We start from the raw sequence: 20,019 nt of genomic DNA on the forward strand, positions 1-20,019 counted from the left end.
CCCGACTCACATTAATCTCGGGAATCGTACCATAAAGTTCTAGAATACGCTGTAATGAGAGACAGGGTATGGTTTTTGCTTAGTTTACCTGTCTCTCTTTCTTCTAAAGCCATGCTGGCCTAATTTTCAGCCATTTTCTTATCCCGAACTCAGGTTAATTAGTTCCTATGGATCGTAACAGATAGTTTTGGGGTGGCATTCCCTGTCCTCAACCGGACATTCTCGGAATTAGGCTCAGACTCTGGGGGTAACTTGGGCTGATTGTCGCCTTTATGGATGATGGAATGGTTGACTGAAAATGTTCCTGAATGCTGGGAGTGGAGCGCGAGTATTGCCCGCTTGGCGTTCTCAAAAAAATCGGCCTAGTATAGAGTTATACACTTTTGAAGTGCCAACAATCGCTCCAAGTCTCTAAGTTACTGCTGCTACCTATGCCAAAACCCACGATTGCGATTTCCCATCTTGGCTGTGACAAAAACCGAGTGGATACCGAGCATATGTTGGGACTCCTGGCCCAGGCCGGTTATGGCATAGACAATGATGAAGCCCAAGCCGACTATGTAATTGTAAATACCTGTAGTTTTATCCAATCTGCTCGGGAAGAGTCGGTGCGAACCTTGGTGGAGTTAGCCGAAGCAGACAAGAAAATTGTCATCACCGGCTGTATGGCCCAGCATTTTCAGGAGCAATTGCTTGATGAAATTCCTGAGGCGGTGGCTGTAGTGGGTACGGGGGATTATCAGCACATTGTCGAGGTGATTGCAAAAGCCGAAGCTGGGGAGCGAGTTAAACTGATCACCCCCTATCCCACCTACATTGCTGATGAGACCATCCCCCGTTATCGCACCACACCAGAACCAATTGCCTATCTCCGAATTGCTGAGGGTTGTGATTATCGCTGTGCTTTTTGTATCATTCCCCATTTGCGGGGTGATCAACGCTCTCGGCCTATTGAATCAATTGTTGCGGAGGCCGAACAGTTAGCTAGCCAGGGGGTTCAGGAAATTAGCCTAGTTTCCCAAATTACGACTAACTACGGCCGAGACCTCTATGGTAAACCTCACTTGGCAGAGCTATTACGCGCCTTGGGACAAGTAGATATTCCTTGGATTCGGATGCACTATGCCTATCCAACGGGTTTAACCCCCAACGTCTTAGAGGCCATGCAGGAGACCCCAAACATTTTGCCTTATCTGGACTTACCCCTCCAACATTCCCATCCAGAGATTTTACGCGCCATGAATCGTCCCTGGCAGGCCAATGTTAATGACCGGGTGATTGAACATTTGAAAGTTGCTTTACCCCAGGCAACAATGCGGACAACCTTTATTGTTGGCTTTCCCGGCGAAACAGAAGCTCATTTTGAACATCTTTGTCAGTTTGTCCAACATCATGAGTTTGATCATCTGGGGGTGTTTACCTTTTCCGCGGAGGAAGGCACTGCTGCTTTTGATCTGCCGACACAGGTTTTACCAGAGGTGATGGAGCAACGCCGTCATGAGTTGATGGTCTTACAGCAACCGATCTCCTATGCCCATAACCAGGCCCAACTGGGGACAATTACGGATGTTTTAATTGAGCAGGAAAATCCTGAGACTGGGGAGTTAATTGGCCGGTCAACACGGTTTGCGGCGGATGTGGATGGAGTTGTTTATGTCAAAGGAGCGGCTCGCTTAGGAACGATTGTCCCTGTAGAAATTACGGCGGCTGATACCTATGATTTGTTTGGGCGGGTTGTGACTCCTTGATCTTAGTATCTACCCCCAACTCGGCCATAGCCATAAGACTAACAGCAATTCTAAAGAGGGGTAAAATATTCTGCCAGAATCGTCAAACTAGCGGTATCTTAGGCCTGGACGTGGAGAACTAAACCCCTATGGACACCCTGGCCCTCTGGCAGCAGTATCAAGACTGGTTATATTACAACCCAGACTTAGAGATTTACCTCGATATTAGCCGGACAGGGGTGACCACTCAGGATTTAGCCCAGCTACAGCCGAAGTTTTCCCAGGCCTTTGCCGATATGAACGCCTTGGAAGCGGGGGCCATTGCTAATCCTGATGAAGGGCGGATGGTCGGCCATTACTGGTTACGGGATGCGAATTTAGCTCCTAGCCCAGAGTTAACCAAAGAAATTACCGACAGTATTCAGCAAATCCAAACCTTTGTCGCCCAAATTCACTCTGGTCAGATTGCCCCCCCCCAAGGCGGAAAGTTTACGGATGTAATCTCCATTGGCATTGGTGGATCTGCCCTTGGCCCGCAGTTTGTTTCCCAGGCCTTGGCCCCGGATCATCCCCCCCTAACAATTCACTTTATTGACAATACGGATCCCGCTGGCATTGATCGCACCCTTAGTCATGTGGAGAATCGGTTAGTCAGTAGTTTAGTGCTGGTGATTTCTAAATCTGGGGGCACACCGGAAACTCGCAATGGCATGGTGGAAGTTCAGGAGGCCTTTCGGAAACGGGGCCTGGTGTTTGCCGATCATGCGGTGGCAATTACAATGGCGGGGAGTTTACTGTCCCAACAGGCCGAGTCCAATGGTTGGTTGGCGATTTTCCCGATGTTTGACTGGGTGGGGGGCCGAACTTCAGAACTATCTCCCGTGGGGTTGTTGCCAGCCGCATTGCAGGGAATTCCAATTTTAGAGCTGCTGGCCGGAGCCAAAATCATGGATGTAGCCACCCGAGTAGCAGAGATCAAAACGAATCCAGCGGCCCTTTTAGCCCTGAGTTGGTATGTGATTGGTCAAGGGCGGGGCGAAAAAGACATGGTGGTGTTGCCCTATAAAGATAGCCTGCAACTGTTTAGCCGCTATTTACAACAACTGGTGATGGAGTCTTTGGGGAAAGAGAAAGACCTGGCCGGAAATACCGTCAACCAGGGAATTGCGGTTTATGGCAACAAGGGCACTACGGATCAACACGCCTATGTCCAACAACTGCGGGATGGGTTGAATAACTTTTTTGTCACCTTTATTGAAGTTTTAGCCGACCGGCCTGGGGATTCTGTGGATGTGGAACCGGGAATTACCTCAGGGGACTATCTTTGTGGGTTGCTGTTGGGAACACGCCAGGCCCTGTTTGAGAAAGGTCGCCCCTCCCTGACGATTACAGTTCCCGATGCCTCAGCCAAAACCGTGGGGGCCTTAATTGCCTTGTATGAACGGGCCGTTGGTCTCTATGGCTTTTTAATCAATGTCAATGCCTACCATCAGCCCGGGGTAGAAGCGGGGAAAAAGGCGGCGGCGGTTAACTTGGCTCTCCAAAAACAACTGGTCAAAACGCTCCAACAGGAAGCCCGGCCGCTGAAATTGACAGAACTTGCTCTGATTGCTGGAGCCGAAGCCCAGGCCGAGACGATCTATTTACTCTTGCGACATTTGGCGGCCAATCAGCGGGGGGTTAAAATTCAGGGACCACCCACAAAACCCGGAGAACTACTTTATTCATGGCAGAGGTAATGCAGCGGCGATCTCTGTTACGGGGCCTGGCCGCGCTGGGCTTAGGGGCTGGACTAGCTGGTTGTAATCGGGATGATCCGACTGCTTTGAATGTGACGATTCTTCGGAACACTCTCCCCCCCCAACTGATTAATCGCTTTCGCCAAGAATTTCCGGCCCAGGCCTTGCGCTTGCAAATTAAAACCACTCCCCAAGATATTTTTAAGCAACTGGAAGTCAATAACTCCCCATCCCAATGGCTAAGTTTAGGGGGTGCTTGGCTGAAGCTGGCGATTGAAACCCGGGCCATCAAGCCTTTAGATACCCTCCCCCATTGGGCTAATCTTGAACCCCGCTGGCAACAACTAGTCCAACGGAATGCCAAAGGTGATCCCGATCCACAGGGGAAAATTTGGGGCTTGCCTTACCGCTGGGGAACAACCGTCATTGCCTATCGCGAAGATTTGATTCAACCGACTGGCTGGCGGCCTCAAGATTGGGCGGATCTCTGGAAACCAGAACTGACCCAGAAACTTAGTTTACTCAATCAACCCCGAGAAGTCATTGGCCTAGTCTTGAAAAAATTGGGACAGAGCTACAATACAGCGAATATTGATCAGGTTTCGGGGTTAAAACCAGCCCTTGAACAATTGCGGCAACAAACAAGATTCTTCGCTTCTACAGACTATTTGCAATCTTTGATTATGGGAGATACTTGGATAGCCCAGGCCTGGTCAACGGATGTTTTACCGATTCTTAACCGCTACAGCAACATTAAAGCCATTGTGCCAAAATCAGGTACGGCTCTTTGGGCAGACTGTTGGGTTAAATCTCCACAAACGACTGATACAACGGATGGGGGTTGGTTAGAGTTTTGGAGCCAGGCCGAGGTTGCCAATTTATTCTCCCAATTTAGTCCAGCGATTTCCCCCTTTCTCACCGATTTCCAGGCCAATGGCCCCGCCAAAACATTACTCCTGCCCAATCAACCCACCTTTCAAACCAGCGAGGTTATCTTGCCCCTCAGCCCCAGTAGCCAGGCCCAGTACGATCAACTCTGGAGTGAGGTTATGTTGCAGGGGGCGCAATGATTGTGGACTCCTGTTTCCCTCGTCCTTATGGCTGATAGGATAGGCTGTAAATATCTATGATTAGTTCAATCTATGCTTGATTCAGAAATGGTTGAAAAGCTGAAAAATGCTTCAGTTGAAGATCGGATTGCTGTGATTGAAGTAATTTCGCCATCGAAGGAAGAAATCGCTAAGGCTGGTGGTTATTACACAACAACAAAAGGTGGCTCAGAACGGGTCAGCACGCTGAAATTTTATAAAGGGCTGGCCGATGCCCAAGGTTTGAACTTGGATGGTAAATCAGCCTTGGGTAGCAGTCGGGGTGGACGGAGTGCCAGCTATCGGATTAGTGTCCAGGCCAATGGCGACTTGCTGATTGGTTCCGCGTACACCAAGCAAATGAACTTGAAACCCGGAGACGAATTTGAAATTAGCCTTGGATCCGGGCATATTAAATTAACTCAAGTTTCTGAAGAAGATGCTGCTGATCTGCAACGTTCTGCGTTTGGCTTTATGAAAAATACAGGCAAAATTCTGGGTGATGTTGTTGAACCTGTTATCCCAGAAACGCAATGGGATGTTCTGCAGTGAGGCTCCTTCTAGATACCCATATTTGGCTTTGGTACTCCCTGGGAGAAACCCAACTTTCACAGAATTTACGAGAAATCATAGCTTCAAAGACGACAGAACTTTGGCTCAGTCCCATTAGTATTTGGGAAGTGCTACTTTTGGTTGAAAAAGGACGTATCTCCCTCCAAGTAAAAACTACTGATTGGATTGGTCAATCCTTGGAAGCATTAGAAATCTGTGAAGCAACCCTCAATCATCAAATTGCGATTCTTAGTCGCCAAATTGGACTGCCCCACCAAGACCCGGCTGATCGCTTTATTGTCGCCAGTGCTCTTTACTATGGTCTTCAATTAGCTACGGTTGACTCTCAATTAACAGGTTTGGCCGGGTTGCCTACTTTGAGTTAGAGATATGCCATTCGCGTCGCCATTGACTAGTAGAGATGAGGCTGCTTTGGCATTGTTCTTGTTGGCGGGTGTGGATAATGTCGGTGGCAGTTGCATCCAGGCCTGGGTCACGGTAGGGAATCGCTGCTTTAGTTTGCAGGTGGGCCTGTTCGGCAGGGGTGAGGAGTGGAAGATCTGCATTGAGCCAACGGGCAAGGGTTCCCGGAGATTTGCGGCCAACTGGGGGTGTTGAACCGACCCTTAATCCAGCAAGTTGGAGGGCAGCACGAACAGCGGCGGCGGCAGAGTAGGTGGCTAAATATCCTCTGGGAGCTAGGAGTTGGCTAATTTGTTTTAAAAATTCTACAGTCCAGAGTTGGGGGCAATGGGGCGGGGAGAACGGGTCTAGAAAAATCACATCCGCTGGCCAATGATCGGTGATCAAATGTTGGCTGGTTTGACGGGCATCCCCAATCAATAGCCTGGCCTGGAGGTTAGTTCCTTGATAGTCCAAATGAGTTACCAGGCCACTGATGATCTCTTGAATTTCGGCTGGCCACCGGCCCAAACCACCCTGAGCTATGGCCTGTTGAGGAACATCCCAGTTTAATTCCAGGCCCCGCAACTCCACTTGACAATCAGGATTCACCCGCCAAATTTCCGTCAGAGCCGCCGCGCTGTTATAACCCAGGCCAAAGCAAATATCTAAAATCCGCACGTGTCCAGTCTTGGCCCAAGCCCCAACCCGACAAGGCATGACAAACTTAGACTCCGCTTCTTGTTTGCCCCCGTGGTGGCTATGAAAGGCCTCTTGAAAGGTACTGGAAAAAAAGGTTAATGAACCATCGGCGGTGAGTTGGGGCGTTAGGATATCCATTGAGCAGTTATCGCCTGAGTCTGGTTAGTATCATGATTTAAGTATCTCGATTAACGCCAATCTGAGGTTCTGCCTGTGGTTCAAACTCCCGCAAAAACACTCACAATGGCGGAGTTTTTGCAACGCCCCGAAACAAAGCCTGGGAATGAATATCTTGAGGGTCAACTGAGCCAAAAGCCAATGCCACAGGGAAAACATAGCAAACTCCAAGGCCGACTGGTGACTGAGATCAACCGGATTGCCGAACCCGCCCAGATTGCCTTAGCCCTGCCAGAGTTGCGGGGACTGGCCTAGTTTAGGATTTCATCTATGCCCTTACGTTCCCGTACCGTAGTTGAGATTTGGTCGCCCGGCCTGGTAGGGGTGGGGTTAATTTTAATTGGGCTAGGGATTGCCTTTCGCTGGGCTAATCTGGGACAAGTCTATTGGCATGATGAAGCTTATACCGCACTACGACTATCAGGCTTTACCGGGCAAGAGTTAAATCAACATCTATTTCGAGGGGAAGTTGTTAGGGTTGCGCAGGTGATGGATTATCAATGGCCCAATTCAGTCCGCAGCATTTGGGATACCGTCCAGGCCTTAGCTATAGATGATGCCCAACATCCCCCAGTTTATTATTTACTCGCTTGGCTGTGGCTGAAGATATTGGGGGCCTCAAGTTCAAACATTCGCAGTCTGTCGGTGATCTTTAGTTGTTTGAGTTTGCCAGCCCTGTATTGGTGGTGTGACGAACTCTTTAGACCAGGCCAAGGGCGGGTTGCCGATTATCCCCAACTTCAAGTGGACAGAAAGTTAATTGGTGGATTTGCGGTCTTAATCGTGGCTCTATCCCCGTTTCATATTCTCTATGCCCAAGAAGCGCGGGAGTATGCCCTCTGGATTTTATTGACTATTGTGGTTAATGCTCTGTTCTGGCGAGGGCTGAGGGGCCGAGGCTGGGGAAATTGGCTGGCCTATGGGAGTTGCCTCACCTTAGGGCTTTATACCTTTCCCTTAACCGGATTTGTCAGCGTTGGGCATGGATTTTATCTATTACTGATGAATCGGCAAAAGCTCCAGGCCTGGGGTGTAAGCACTTTAATCAGTTTGGGCTTGTTTGCTCCTTGGCTTTATATTTTAGTCACGACTTGGAATGTCACTGGGGCAACTTGGACCGCCCTACCAATTCCTCCGGCCAGTCTTTGGCAAGCGATGGGCTTAAACCTAGTGCGGGTCTTTGCTTGGACTGATGACAGCTTTGATTTATCCAGGGGCATCCTCGGCATCTTATTTACAGCCTTGTTGGGCCTACTTGCGGTCAGCATTTACACCCTTTGGCGAACAACTCCCCCCCGCATTGGGCTGTTTTTATTGATTCTGGCGGGCGCGACCTTTCTGCCCTTGTTTTTGCCGGATTTGCTTTGGGGCGGGCAACGTTCCACCTCTGGGCGGTATTTAATCCCGACAATCTTAGTGATGGAAATAACCGTTGCCTACTCTCTCGCTTTCTATGTCAGCCACATTAAAACTAAACAGCGGTTCCTGGGCTGGACTATGGCTTCTTTGGTCATGGGTCTGGGCCTGGTCTCTGGGGTGCTAATTACTTCTGCCGAAACCAGTTGGATTAAACTACTCAACTACTCGTTCCCGCAAATTTATCGCCACGTTAATCAACATCCCCAACCCCTAGTGATTGGCTTATCGGGGAACATCAACACTGGCACCATGTTGGCTCTCGCCCACGGCATTACTCCCCAGGCCCAGTTTCTTTTAATTGATGCTTGGGATCCTGAGCAACCGCCAAAACTGCCCATCATTCCAGAGGGACAAGAACCAATTTTCTTCCTCAACCCCACACCCGAATTACTCACAGGCCTGGAAAATACCCAGAATCTATCCGCAGTCCTGATTTTCCAAGATAAGTTTCTTCAGCTTTGGGAACTCCACAGACACAACTAAACCTATGGCCAATGCACAAATTCAGGGAAAGTTGATGGGAATGAGTCTCGACTTTGGTCATGAGAATAGTTTTTTTGAATGGCTTAATTGGCATGAATACTCAGGCCTGGGTTACGGATGGGGCCGTTATAGTCAACTGTGATTTGAGAAGCATCCAAAGCTACGGTGACAACACTCTCAATCGTAGGGTTGTTACTGTTCGGTCGGCCACCCAAAAAACTAAACGTGACCGTACCATTCTCATTGACCACATACTTGGATAAATCCATATTAAACATCGATAGCTGAGGCCGATACTGACTGAGGCCACCATTGGCTTTAATCCCAGCTTGTCTGGCTAAGTTCATCGCCCGATGGATTTGACGGCTTTCATCTCCAATATTATTAGTGGTCAGCAATGCTGATGGGGTATAGCGGCTGTTGAGGTCTGCGTCGCGGATGGGGCCGTTGTAGTCGATAGTTACAATTTGAGCATCTTGACTAACCGTCACCACAGATTGGATGCTGGGTCGGGCAGTTGGTTTACCGCCAATGAATGAGAATGTCAAGCTGCCGTCCGAATTACTGACAAAAGGTGATTGATTAGCCCAGCCATACATAGCGGCATCTGCCCGATACTTGGTTAGGCCCCCATTTGCCCGTTCAGCCGCCTGGCGAGCTAGATTTTGGGCCCGTTGTAAGGTTGAACTACCCACTCCAAATTGATTAACAGTAACAGGTAATGAGCCGGATTCCTGAGGCATAGTTGTTTGGGCATCAGCCGAACTAATGATTCCCAGGCCCCCGGACAAGACAGTTAGCAAAACTACAGGTAGCCAGTGAAATTTAAGCATGATAAATTGACTCCAAAGTGATCGTAATTTCTAGAATGTAGATTGAGTCAAGAATACTGATTTAGCCAAAAGAGCTAGTGTCGCAACGTCATCAGAAAGTTTACTCATGAAGCTGTTTAAAGGCTCCAACACAACCATAATGATCTTCTGCAAATTGATGAGAATCGGGAGCTAGGTTGGCTCTTAGGCCTCAACACCTCAATACATCTATTACAAACGATGAGTGTTTTAATATCAGTATCTTTTGGGGGGTAAGTTCTTTGGCGAAAATTTACACAGGGTTAATCCTGTTCGAGGTAGGAAGTCAGCTTTTTTCTGAGGCTGATATTTAGTCAATTCAAGTTTTGTGATGCTTTTACCCATCCTTTGCCTTCCCATTGGATTAATAGGAGGTTAGAGCCTGTGGATTAGGTGAGATTATTGAAGAGATTTACCAAGTCCGCTCAGGGTAGGCACAGTCGTTACATGATGACTTGGATGCAATATTGACAGATATGCGCGCCAATAAGGAGCTAGGAACAGGAAAGTTGTCACCCCCGCCTAGTCTGAGCAAACCTTGGAGCAGACGAATCAGAACACTGAATTGTGAAGCATCGGGATTTAGATACACCTCACTGATAACGTCCCATACTCGTTTCTCGAATTAACTAACCTGGCTCACTGGGCTAGAGTTGGCGGCTAAGGCTTCCACAAGAGAACGGACAGCGGCAACCATCGCAATCGGGCTATTCAGTTGATTGATTGCACTCCCCACCCCGACTCCACTGGCTCCGGCGGCAATGGCCATGGGAATTGTCACGCTTGATAACCCAGAGGCACAGAGAACCGGAACATCCACGGCCTGGGAAATTTCAAAGGCAGCGGCGAGGGTAGGGGCAGCTTTCTCAATCAATCCTAAAGTTCCGGGATGAGTCGGTTGGCTGCTGGTTCCGCCCTCAGTTTGGATGATATCGGCTCCGGCCTGGACAAGCGCAAGGGCCAATTCCACCTGTTGATCCAAGGGCAGGGTGTGAGGGACTGTCACGGAAAGAGTGATCTCTGGCAGTAATATCCGGGTTTGGCGGGTGAGTTCTAAGACTTCTTCAGAGCTAAATACCCGGCCCGCTGCATAGAAACTGTCGTAGTTACCAATTTCCACCAAATCTGCCCCGGCCTGGACTGCGACAGACAATGCTTGTGGCTCAACCGCTGAAACACAGATTGGTAAGTCAGTTAAAGATTTTGCCAGCTTCACCAGGCCTGGGTCTGCGGCAATATCTACAAAGGTTGCCCCCCCTTGATCTGCTGCTTGGACGACCGCTGCCACGCTTTCATAATTAAAGTTTTGTAAACCACTGATCACCTTCAGAGCATTACGGTGTGCCAAAGCTGAGACTAAGCGAGGATGAATCATGGTTAAGCCCTTGGAATCAGAAAATTGCTGCATGAAAAATAGTAGCGTAACTCTTAATAGATCGCTGCACTCAGTAGAGATTGTTCACAGAATTTTCTAAGTAAACCCCAGGCCTGGAGGCAAATTAACCGATGACACCCCCAACTGAGACTCTTTTTACCAAAATCATTAACCGCCAAATCCCAGCCGAGATCATTTATGAGGACGACCTGGCCATTGCCTTTAAGGATATTAACCCCCAGGCCCCGATTCACGTTTTAATTGTCCCCAAGCAACCTCTCCCCAGTCTGGCCGATGCTGTTCCTGAGGATCATCGAGTTTTGGGACATTTGTTAATGACGGTTAAGCGAGTCGCCGAGCAAGTGGGCCTGGAAAATGGCTACCGAGTCGTGATCAACACCGGTGTGGATGGTGGGCAAACCGTAAATCATCTGCATTTGCACCTCTTGGGCGGCCGGCCATTGCACTGGCCACCGGGTTGACCGCTCAAGGAGATTGCAGAATTGTTACAGAGCGATTACGGGAATCCCCACTTTGGCACAATTCTAAACAAATCCTTAAAAGACCTTTACAAAACCTGAAGACTTGCTTAATATAAGTACATAGTCCAGCAAACACCTCTCATCTCCCTCAGATTTCAGGTTTTTCTCGGACTGACATTATTCATTCTCTTGAATAGGACTTATAACGATGACGACTGTATTACAACGTCGCCAGAGTGAAAACTTTTGGGAGCAATTTTGCTCTTGGGTTACCAGCACCGACAACCGGATTTACATCGGCTGGTTCGGCGTTCTGATGATCCCGACACTCTTGGCTGCAACCGCCTGTTTCGTAATTGCCTTTATCGCTGCTCCTCCCGTTGACATTGATGGGATTCGTGAGCCTGTGGCTGGTTCCTTGATGTTTGGTAACAACATCATCACTGGTGCTGTTATTCCTTCCTCTAACGCCATTGGTTTGCACTTCTACCCGATTTGGGAAGCTGCCTCCTTGGATGAATGGCTTTACAACGGTGGTCCTTACCAGCTCGTGATTTTCCACTTCTTGATCGGTGTCTTCTGCTACATGGGTCGGGAATGGGAATTGTCTTACCGCTTGGGTATGCGTCCTTGGATTTGCGTAGCTTACTCTGCCCCTGTGGCCGCTGCTACCGCTGTCTTCTTGATCTACCCGCTTGGTCAAGGTTCTTTCTCTGATGGTATGCCCCTCGGTATCTCTGGTACCTTCAACTTCATGATCGTGTTCCAAGCTGAGCACAACATCTTGATGCACCCCTTCCACCAACTCGGTGTCGCTGGTGTCTTCGGTGGTAGCTTGTTCTCTGCCATGCACGGTTCCTTGGTGACCTCTTCCTTAATTCGGGAAACCACCGAAACCGAATCTCAGAACTACGGTTACAAATTCGGTCAAGAAGAAGAAACCTACAACATTGTTGCCGCTCACGGTTACTTTGGTCGCTTGATTTTCCAATACGCTAGCTTCAACAACAGCCGTGCCTTGCACTTCTTCTTAGCTGCCTGGCCTGTGATTGGTATCTGGTTCACCGCTTTGGGGATCAGCACCATGGCGTTCAACCTCAATGGCTTCAACTTCAACCACTCCGTTGTCGATGCCAAAGGTAATGTCATCAACACTTGGGCTGACATCATCAACCGGGCTAACTTGGGGATGGAAGTGATGCACGAGCGCAATGCTCACAACTTCCCCTTAGATTTGGCTTCTGCTGAGTCTGCTCCTGTTGCTTTGGTTGCTCCTAGCATCAATGGTTAATCTCTGACTCTCTAAGTCAACCTAAAGCTAGAAAGCCGCTCTCCATAAACGAGGGCGGTTTTTTAATGGAATTTATACTTCGAGAGTCTGTATTTTTTAACAATAGCTAGCTCCTACTCTCACTGCTGCTAACATGAGAGGTTGATATATGGAGAAAAGCAAGTGGTCACCTTTGAAGAATTCCAGGCCAAGTTTTTTGAAATATTTAGTAGTATCAATTTCTATGAAGGTAAAAGCTACTTAGACTATATTGCCGAGCCACAAACCAATGACGAAGACAATATTGTTGATACTAAAATTGTGCTGCCTCTCTTAAATGCTCTGGGTTTTGAGTCTGGGGATATTGCTAAAAACACAACAGCAAGTGGTAAGGATAATTCACGCCCAGATTTTCAAGTCAAACTTGCCAGTGGTAATATTCGTTGTTTTTTAGTAGAAGATAAGCATACAGCCTATGACCTGAGTAAGCCCGAACCTCTACAGCAGTTGATGAATTATGCCCCCAGTCGTGGGTATGAACTAGGGTTGATTTGTAATGGCAGACTCCTTTTCGGCTGGGATCTTTCCGATCAGGGTTCTCCCAGTCCGGTGTTACATCTTGATATTGAGGAGATTGTTGAAACTTATCATGGTCGAAACTTATTCGCGGCTGGTAACACTGGGTTTGATGCTCTTGCATCCGAACAAGTACAAGACCTTAAAGGCTTATATCGGAGATTTCACAGGCAAAATTTTGATGATATTGAAACCTTAATTCAAGAAATTAGCAGGCCGGAAGATGAATGGTTAAGTTTTGCCAGAAATCCTCAAAATTCCCCTGACTTTGATGAGCTATTGATTACAGACTTAAAAGCAGCGATTAGTCTTTTAGAGGAAGATGTTCTCTATCAATTAGATTTGCTACTTGAAGAATATGATCAATACTGCCAGGCCAGATACTTACCCAATGGGAACGGTTCTAGTCATTCAGATTTAGAAGATGCAGAAACAGCTCCTAAAGTTCTGATCAGAATCCGCAAGCAAATTTTGAATTATGTGAGAGCATACGGAGTTTTAGAAGTTGATGACTACACCTGGATTGATGAGAAAATTAGTAGCTTTGCTGAAACCCCTATAGGCTCAATTCAGGAGTTAGGGCAAAGAATCCTTACAAAACTGATGCAGGCTCAAGAAAAAAAGGAGGCTCAACAGCAAAAACAGCCAGGCAAATCAGAAGATACGGTGCAACTGGATATAATTCAACCGTTACCCGAAGCCAAACAAAAAGAACTGGGGATTAAGTTATCCCAAAAATCTAAGATCATCAAACTTGATCCGAAAATGGTCGAGTTATTACGTGAATATGAGCGAATTGTTTTTGACTGGAAGGCCTGGCAAGCCAAGCAAAGTTTGACCCATGTTAATGCCATTAAGACCCAGCAATATTTTATTTCTTGGCGTAATCTTGTTACCAAAACGGTTTTACAGGGAGTCGATGAGCAGCAGTTAAAGGAAGAATTTGCACGACAAACGGCCTATGTTTATGTGACTCGCTTATTTATGGTACGAATTTGTGAAGATAAAGGGTTAATTGATCGGAAGTTTTCAGATGGTGGGTTTAGATATTGGAAAGAAGAAGTTGAGCGGCGATATCTAGACTTGGCCCAAGGGGTTTCGATGGATTATCTCTTAGAGATGTCGTATCGTTCTGCTCAAAGTATTTATGCTCATTTCTTCAATAGTGCGGATTTATTTAATTGGTATCGGATTAATACAAATACCCTGATCAAGGTGTTACATATTCTCAATCGGTTTAACCTGCAACAAATTGACAGCGATATTATTGGCATGGTCTATGGCCGATATGTGGAGGAAGGAAAACACGAGCAGGGCAGATATTTTACCCCTAAAAATGTGGTTGAATATATTCTCGACTCGATTGGCTATAAGCCTGATAATCCAGAGATTCGAGATAAGACCGTATTAGATTTAGCAGGTGGATCAGGGAGTTTCTTGGTTCATGCGGCCCGGCGTTTAATTGATTCCTACCGTTCACCGACAACCAAAAAAATTCCACTGGAATATCTACCTTCAGTGATTCGCCAAGTTAAGGAATCCTTATTCTGTTTGGATATTAACCCGTTTGCTTGTTATTTGGCAGAGACTAATTTGTTAATTCAGGTGATTGATTTACTGAAACAGGCCAAGGATGCAAACAAATTACAGGAGTGTAGTATTGATCGCTTTAATGTTTATAATACGGACTCGCTGCTTTTGCCTAGGTCTCAAGAGATTAGAACACCGTTATTAAATCCTGTGCTTGATCTGGAACTCTCAACAGTGTCTCAAATTAAAACGAAGACAGGTAAGTTTGCTGAGGGATTTGATTATGTTGTGGGTAATCCTCCCTATGTCCGGGCTGATGAACCTGGAGTTGATGCCTATCGAGAACAAATTGTTACTTTGGGTAGATTTGAAACTCTTCATAAGAAGTGGGACTTATATATTCCTTTTATCGAATTGAGTGCAAGAATTTTAACTACTAACACAGGAAAAATAGGAATTATTATTTCCGATGCTTATAAGGTTGCTAGTTATGCTGAAAAGTCTCGCGAGATGCTGTCATCATTGCTAACAATAACTCAAGTTGATTTTTTTGAACAAGTTAAACTCTTTGCCGATGCGGATGTATTTAATATAATCATCATTGGTCAAAACAGAACGCCTAAAACTAATTTTAAAGTTCATCGTCATTGGCATTACAAATCCTTTGGCATCTTAAAATCTGATCAAGTTTCACAAGTTGGCCTGGGTGAAAAAATTTTTAGAACTGGAGCAGTTGAAATCAATGCAGATAATACAATTTTACTAAATGAGATTGTTTATATCAGTAAAGGAATGGTCTTGAACTGTCATGAGAAAAAGTTCCCCAATGAGTTTGTCAAAGATGACTTAATCTCTGATGTTCAAGATTTAAAACATCCTGTTCCTTATATAGAAGGTAAGGATATTTCAGATTATCAAATTAATCGCATTAGATACTTAGAATTTGGAGAAGGTTTAAGAGCACCCTCGAAAGTTAGTAGACCTACTTTTCCTGAACTATACTCCCACAAGCATATTGCTATTGGTAAGACAGGGGGAGTAACAATCGTTGATGAATATATATTTAGTAATGATAGTGTTAGGGTATTATTACCTTGGTATCTTCTTGAAGGGTTAAGTACTCGATCTGTCTCTCAAGCATTAGTTAACGCGAAAAAAACTACATCTAAAAATTTCACATTACAGTATTTAACAGCTATACTTTGCTCAAGTGTCATTAAAAAATTCTTCACGTCAATAAGTACTGGAACACGAAACGATATATTTCCTGAAGATTTACGAAAGATTCCTGTTAAAGTACTTTCAATAGAAGATCAACAAGAATATATAAGCAGAGTTGATTTGTTGATTTTATGGAATCAAGAGTTACAAAATCTGAGACGATTTGGAAATATAATTAAGTTTAGCTATTTAGATGATGTTCCAGAAATACAAATAAGCTTTTTGTACTCTTTTCATGTAGCTAATGTTTCTTGCTGGAATTTCCTCAATGCCGAACCTCAGCGTTTTGAAGTGATTGGTGATCGGAATCAACCCATTACTAAAGTCAAAGTCAAAAATAATACTCTCCTCAATGGCCGATATGAATTATTACGATCAGATAGTCGATTAGTTTTGGAGTTCTTGCAAAATTATTTACCTCAATACGAAAAACGAGGCTTAACTTGGACAGATTTATTAACAGAAGGCAAGATTCCCAAAACAGATGCAGATATTGAGAGAATTTTTACCGAGCGTGACCGATTGACCGCTGAAGTTCGTCAAAAGATTGCCGATATTCGCCGGACTTATCAAGAACTAGATGCAATGGTGAGTCGCCTCTATGAAAACTGATCTCATGAAGGATATTATCGGCGTTGGGTTTTACTGACATATTTACGGGTAAAGTGGAGATTCAGGTTTTGTTCTGTGGCCCAGGCCTGGAAGATTTTCAAAAAGGCTTGGCGATCGGTGGCTTGAATCACGGCGGCTTGATCGGCGGTTTCGATGGCGTAAGGATACCCTTGACCGGCAATAATCTCGGCGCGGACCCAATCCATAATCACTTCGATTTGCCCAGACTCAACCAGCCAGCTAGGGAATTCTAGACGAACAGGTTGTCCACTGTGGGCCTTGAGGTAAGAAAAGGCAACTTTTTCCGCAACATCACCATAATCACTCAATATCCCCGGCCGGCCATCACTCCCGACCCGTTGAGCCTGAAAGACCGGAGTTCGCTGACCCCAGGCCAGGCCCCCCAGCAAATGACTATCAAACACCGTATCCGTAGGCGGTAAATCAGCCAGGTGGGCCAATAAACTACATAAATCCCGAGCGCGTGAATGATCAATATAGGCAATCAACGGCACTTGCTGGGCTTCACTGGCGGTAATTAACTTGATCAAGGCCTGGACATAATCTTGGCGACTGGTTGGATCAAAGGTTTCAGCAAAGGTGGCAATCAATGACCCATCAAAAAAAAGCAACCGATCTCGGGCCTGGGGGTGGCTAGTCATATCCTTAATCAGTTGCTCAATCTCCATTTGAAAGCGGCGCAAATTAACCAACCGATCCGGGGGACGATGGTGGGGGTCGGATTGTAATTTCAGGGGCGTGAGAATCTCCAGTTGCGTCTGTTTTTCATAGCCCAGGCCTCCTTGATGGGGATTAGCAAACCAGGCCACTTGTACTAGACCCACGGGGATGGAAATGTCTTCAGAGGGTAATAACTGCGACCCATCCACCGCTACGGTTGTCACCCCTTGCAAACAGGTTTTGGCCCAGGCCCGGCTTTGATCGCGATGCTGCCATTGATAGGGAAAATCCACAGCCCAGGCCGGAGTGACTTTTTCCAATGGCCGGGCCCCAATCCATTGTTCTGGTGGCAGACGGAGGTTTAATTCGGCATCACTGAGGTGAGAAATGTCCTCAAATGCCCGTTCATAGGCCTGGTAGGTTTCGGTAAATCCGTGATCAAAATGATGAAAGTCGGCCCGGTTTTGGCTCAGGGCATAGCGCAGTTGGAGCAAGTTTAAGGGCATAGGATTTGGGAAATTGGATCAGGGCAGGGATAAGCGGTTACTCATAACATTTTGGACATTTTGGATTGGCTGGCTAAGAGATGGGCGTAGGGGGTGTCGTGGAGATGGGCGGTGTGGGCGGAACCAAAGAGGAGGAGTTTATCTTCAATGACGGATTTCATGGCGGAAATTGCGGCCCCCGCTACTTCTAAAAGATCTTTATCGGTATCATGGCAAATTTCTTGTTGCAAAGAACTCATGTAGGCCTGGCGAACTTCCGTATTCACATTGAACTTGCAAACCCCCAGTTGGATCGAACGCCCAATCATTGCTGCTGGTAAGCCCGAGGCCCCATGCAACACCAGGGGAATACTCAGACGTTGGCGAATCTTGAGGAGACGATCAAAATCTAAGCGGGGCGGGCTTTTATATTCTCCGTGGACATTCCCAATCGTTACAGCTAAGGCATCAACCCCCGTGGCCTGGACAAATTCTACGGCTTGGTCAGGATCCGTCATTTTGGCTTCTTTTTCGGCAATGGTTAAGCCATCTTCTGTTCCGCTAATGCGGCCAATTTCTGCTTCCACAACGGCCCCGTATTGATGGGCCAACTGGGTCATCTCTCTGGTAAATTTCAGGTTTTCAGGATAAGACAGGTGGGAGCCGTCCGCCATGATGGAGGTTAAACCCGCTTTGAGGGCTGCTTGGATGTCTTTGGCCTGGGTACTGTGGTCGAGATGGACAGAAATTGGGACGGTAGCACTGCGGGCCGCTTCTAAGCACAGAGCAATTAAACTGGAACGGCCATAGCGTAAAGCACTGGGATGAATTTGTAACATGGCGGGACTGGCGGCATCTTCGGCGGCATTAACAACGGCTTTGACCCCTTCTAAGTTGTAAACATTAAATGCGCCAATGGCATAGCTATTAATCCGGGCAGTTTCGAGTAACTCCTGAGTCGAAGCAAGCATAGGATCAGTGCCAGGTGAGAATATCCCATTTTAACGCCTGGGTTGTCGGAAATTAGCTGGCTGTTCAATGAGGGTTGGAGTTGTGCAGGCCTGGATCAGTCCATTGATGCCACCTGTAATCACCCGCATCGGCACACCCAAGGATTGTTCTAACACCTCTAATGGCATATCGTCTAAAAACACTGCCTGGTCAGCCTTTAGCATCACACCGGGAATTAAAACCCCATCCCCTAAATCCAAATGTTGTAAGCCTTGTTCTAAATCCTGGCCGGTTAATAGGCCGGTTACGGTCATGGCCTGGCCCCAATAGTTACTGTTAAGGGCCACCATATTTAAGCTCAACCCGGCAATTTGATTCAAACGTGTACAGATGGGCCTAAATGCTTTTTCCACGGTATTCCCGACTACCCAAGTTAAGGAGCGGGGAATGTCTAGGACAGTGGGTAAGGTTGGCTCCATCTGTTGAAATTCATCTAAAAATAAACGAATTGAACCGACCCCATTACTCAGTTGTGGATAGTCTGCATAGTGACTTTCGGGGGGTAAATCTTGACCAGCGATTAAAAACCACTCATCCGCTAACCAGGCCAGGGGACTGCCAACTTTTTTTTGAAACTGGGCCTGTAATGCTTGCACTTGACTAATCACAGTTTGAGCGATGGCCGGGGTAACAGGAGTCAGTTCGTCCTCCTCTGGACGAAATCGAGTTAAGCCCAGGGGAACCACCGCAATGGAAGCCACCGCTGGCCAAGGGAGTTGATGAAATTGAGCTAAATCCTGCAAGGTTTGAGTTAAATGGTCGCCATCGTTCAGGCCTGGACAAACCACCACTTGGGCATGAATTTGTAACCCTTGCTCCTGAAACCAGGCCAGATGTTCAAGAATTTTACCGGCCCGTGGGTTTTTGAGCAGGCGAATCCGCACCTCTGGCTCTGTAGCATGAACGGAAACATATAAGGGTGACAGGCGTAAACGGGCAATTCGCTCCCACTCGGCCGGGGTTAAGTTGGTCAGGGTTAAATAACTGCCATATAAAAAACTGAGGCGATAGTCATCATCTTTGGCGTAGAGACTGGCCCGTTTGCCGGGGGGTTGCTGATCAATAAAACAAAAGGGGCAGCGATTATTACACTGGATCAGCCCATCAAATAAAGCCGTGGTGAACTCCAGGCCCAGGTCAGCGTCATAGTCTTTTTCAATTTCGACATGGTGGGTTTTTCCCCGCTGATCCAAAACTTCTAGCTCCAGAACTTCATCGGCACATAAAAACCGATAATCAATCAAATCCCGCGGCCGTTCTCCGTTAATCGCTACTAGGGCATCTCCTGGCTCAAAGCCAATCTCAGCGGCAATGGAATCTGGGAGAACCCCACTAATCAGGGCAGGTTGAATCGTCGCGTGACTCATGGCTAGTTGTAGAGCGTTGCTCGTGGATGGAGGGGATGGTCTAGGCTATTTTCAATCCTAGAGAAACTAGAAACTGGGTTGGGCCAAGGTGGCGTAGAAACAAGATCAAGGTTTATCCCTGATTTTAATGGGGAAGAACAATCATCGGACTGAAATCTAGTTGGAATCCCCCGGATTTGAGCCGTAGGCCTGAGAAATTCAGCGCATAATAGGAAAAGATACTATCGTCAGCATTGATAAAATTCACGTTTTTGTTTAGTAGTAGCTGT

Annotated in this window: 14 protein-coding genes and 2 pseudogenes; 10 read left to right on the forward strand and 6 right to left on the reverse strand. The window is 46.9% G+C overall.

Going from position 1 to position 20,019, the window contains the following annotated elements; genetic code table 11:
- Positions 1-431: 431 nt before the first annotated feature.
- From rimO to RIF25_RS10875, 5 genes and pseudogenes are all read left to right on the forward strand, one after another.
- Positions 432-1,748: a 30S ribosomal protein S12 methylthiotransferase RimO gene (gene rimO / locus RIF25_RS10855; RefSeq protein ID WP_322878560.1), complete on the forward strand. Its 1,317-nt coding sequence runs from the start codon at positions 432-434 to the stop codon at positions 1,746-1,748.
- 128 nt (positions 1,749-1,876) lie between these two features.
- Complete coding sequence (locus RIF25_RS10860; protein WP_322878561.1) at positions 1,877-3,466, forward strand: glucose-6-phosphate isomerase; 1,590 nt, start codon at positions 1,877-1,879, stop codon at positions 3,464-3,466.
- The gene (locus tag RIF25_RS10865) at positions 3,454-4,536 is read left to right on the forward strand and encodes an extracellular solute-binding protein (RefSeq protein ID WP_322878562.1); all 1,083 of its coding nucleotides are present in this window, start codon (positions 3,454-3,456) and stop codon (positions 4,534-4,536) included. The genes RIF25_RS10860 and RIF25_RS10865 overlap by 13 nt, the downstream gene beginning before the upstream one ends.
- A 72-nt stretch (positions 4,537-4,608) precedes the next feature.
- Positions 4,609-4,995, forward strand: a pseudogene (locus RIF25_RS10870) (AbrB family transcriptional regulator); the annotation flags it as partial.
- A gap of 107 nt (positions 4,996-5,102) precedes the next feature.
- Positions 5,103-5,492: a type II toxin-antitoxin system VapC family toxin gene (locus RIF25_RS10875; RefSeq protein ID WP_407682397.1), complete on the forward strand. Its 390-nt coding sequence runs from the start codon at positions 5,103-5,105 to the stop codon at positions 5,490-5,492.
- Here RIF25_RS10875 and RIF25_RS10880 read toward each other — a convergent pair.
- Positions 5,479-6,348 (reverse strand): tRNA (5-methylaminomethyl-2-thiouridine)(34)-methyltransferase MnmD, encoded by an 870-nt coding sequence (locus RIF25_RS10880; protein ID WP_322878565.1) that lies wholly within the window; start codon positions 6,346-6,348, stop codon positions 5,479-5,481. The two genes, RIF25_RS10875 and RIF25_RS10880, sit on opposite strands and share 14 nt — an antisense overlap.
- A gap of 75 nt (positions 6,349-6,423) precedes the next feature.
- On the opposite strand from RIF25_RS10880, the pseudogene RIF25_RS10885 reads away from it, so the two are divergent.
- Together RIF25_RS10885 and RIF25_RS10890 are read left to right on the forward strand one after the other, a co-directional pair.
- Positions 6,424-6,630, forward strand: a pseudogene (locus tag RIF25_RS10885) (Uma2 family endonuclease); the annotation flags it as partial.
- Positions 6,631-6,657: 27 nt separating this feature from the next.
- Positions 6,658-8,289, forward strand: a complete 1,632-nt coding sequence (locus tag RIF25_RS10890) for a glycosyltransferase family 39 protein (protein ID WP_322878567.1) — start codon at positions 6,658-6,660, stop codon at positions 8,287-8,289.
- 83 nt (positions 8,290-8,372) lie between these two features.
- Here the strand turns inward: RIF25_RS10890 and RIF25_RS10895 are convergent, their stop codons facing one another.
- On the reverse strand, positions 8,373-9,122 hold the full coding sequence (locus RIF25_RS10895; RefSeq protein ID WP_322878568.1) for a hypothetical protein: 750 nt from the start codon (positions 9,120-9,122) through the stop codon (positions 8,373-8,375).
- Positions 9,123-9,765: 643 nt separating this feature from the next.
- Positions 9,766-10,515 (reverse strand): DUF561 domain-containing protein, encoded by a 750-nt coding sequence (locus RIF25_RS10900; RefSeq protein WP_407682398.1) that lies wholly within the window; start codon positions 10,513-10,515, stop codon positions 9,766-9,768.
- 131 nt (positions 10,516-10,646) lie between these two features.
- Between RIF25_RS10900 and RIF25_RS10905 the strand changes: the two genes are divergently transcribed.
- From RIF25_RS10905 to RIF25_RS10915, 3 genes are all read left to right on the forward strand, one after another.
- A complete protein-coding gene (locus RIF25_RS10905; RefSeq protein ID WP_322878570.1) occupies positions 10,647-10,997 on the forward strand; it encodes a histidine triad nucleotide-binding protein in 351 nt (116 codons plus the stop codon).
- Positions 10,998-11,205: 208 nt separating this feature from the next.
- Complete coding sequence (psbA, locus tag RIF25_RS10910) at positions 11,206-12,288, forward strand: photosystem II q(b) protein (protein WP_322878571.1); 1,083 nt, start codon at positions 11,206-11,208, stop codon at positions 12,286-12,288.
- Positions 12,289-12,450: 162 nt separating this feature from the next.
- Complete coding sequence (locus RIF25_RS10915) at positions 12,451-16,206, forward strand: Eco57I restriction-modification methylase domain-containing protein (protein ID WP_322878572.1); 3,756 nt, start codon at positions 12,451-12,453, stop codon at positions 16,204-16,206.
- 14 nt (positions 16,207-16,220) lie between these two features.
- Here the strand turns inward: RIF25_RS10915 and RIF25_RS10920 are convergent, their stop codons facing one another.
- Genes RIF25_RS10920 through RIF25_RS10930 form a run of 3 tightly spaced genes read right to left on the reverse strand, consistent with a single transcriptional unit; the run spans position 16,221 to position 19,750 of the window.
- On the reverse strand, positions 16,221-17,393 hold the full coding sequence (locus tag RIF25_RS10920) for a DNA double-strand break repair nuclease NurA (RefSeq protein ID WP_322878573.1): 1,173 nt from the start codon (positions 17,391-17,393) through the stop codon (positions 16,221-16,223).
- A 41-nt stretch (positions 17,394-17,434) separates the two neighbouring features.
- Positions 17,435-18,343, reverse strand: a complete 909-nt coding sequence (locus tag RIF25_RS10925; protein ID WP_322878574.1) for a class II fructose-bisphosphate aldolase — start codon at positions 18,341-18,343, stop codon at positions 17,435-17,437.
- A 30-nt stretch (positions 18,344-18,373) separates the two neighbouring features.
- Entirely contained in the window at positions 18,374-19,750 is a 1,377-nt protein-coding gene (locus RIF25_RS10930) for a TIGR03279 family radical SAM protein (RefSeq protein ID WP_322878575.1), read from the reverse strand.
- Positions 19,751-20,019: the final 269 nt, after the last annotated feature.

Origin of the sequence: Pseudocalidococcus azoricus BACA0444 (assembly GCF_031729055.1) — a bacterium.
In the GTDB taxonomy this organism is placed as follows: domain Bacteria; phylum Cyanobacteriota; class Cyanobacteriia; order Thermosynechococcales; family Thermosynechococcaceae; genus Pseudocalidococcus; species Pseudocalidococcus azoricus.

Bases quoted from the DNA above. Each gene is read 5' to 3' on its own strand.
- rimO (WP_322878560.1), top strand. From the start codon at position 432: ATGCCAAAACCCACGATTGCGATTTCCCATCTTGGCTGTGACAAAAAC.
- RIF25_RS10860 (WP_322878561.1), top strand. From the start codon at position 1,877: ATGGACACCCTGGCCCTCTGGCAGCAGTATCAAGACTGGTTATATTAC.
- RIF25_RS10865 (WP_322878562.1), top strand. From the start codon at position 3,454: ATGGCAGAGGTAATGCAGCGGCGATCTCTGTTACGGGGCCTGGCCGCG.
- RIF25_RS10880 (WP_322878565.1), bottom strand. From the start codon at position 6,348: ATGGATATCCTAACGCCCCAACTCACCGCCGATGGTTCATTAACCTTT.
- RIF25_RS10890 (WP_322878567.1), top strand. From the start codon at position 6,658: ATGCCCTTACGTTCCCGTACCGTAGTTGAGATTTGGTCGCCCGGCCTG.
- RIF25_RS10895 (WP_322878568.1), bottom strand. From the start codon at position 9,122: ATGCTTAAATTTCACTGGCTACCTGTAGTTTTGCTAACTGTCTTGTCC.
- RIF25_RS10900 (WP_407682398.1), bottom strand. From the start codon at position 10,515: ATGATTCATCCTCGCTTAGTCTCAGCTTTGGCACACCGTAATGCTCTG.
- RIF25_RS10905 (WP_322878570.1), top strand. From the start codon at position 10,647: ATGACACCCCCAACTGAGACTCTTTTTACCAAAATCATTAACCGCCAA.
- psbA (WP_322878571.1), top strand. From the start codon at position 11,206: ATGACGACTGTATTACAACGTCGCCAGAGTGAAAACTTTTGGGAGCAA.
- RIF25_RS10920 (WP_322878573.1), bottom strand. From the start codon at position 17,393: ATGCCCTTAAACTTGCTCCAACTGCGCTATGCCCTGAGCCAAAACCGG.
- RIF25_RS10925 (WP_322878574.1), bottom strand. From the start codon at position 18,343: ATGCTTGCTTCGACTCAGGAGTTACTCGAAACTGCCCGGATTAATAGC.
- RIF25_RS10930 (WP_322878575.1), bottom strand. From the start codon at position 19,750: ATGAGTCACGCGACGATTCAACCTGCCCTGATTAGTGGGGTTCTCCCA.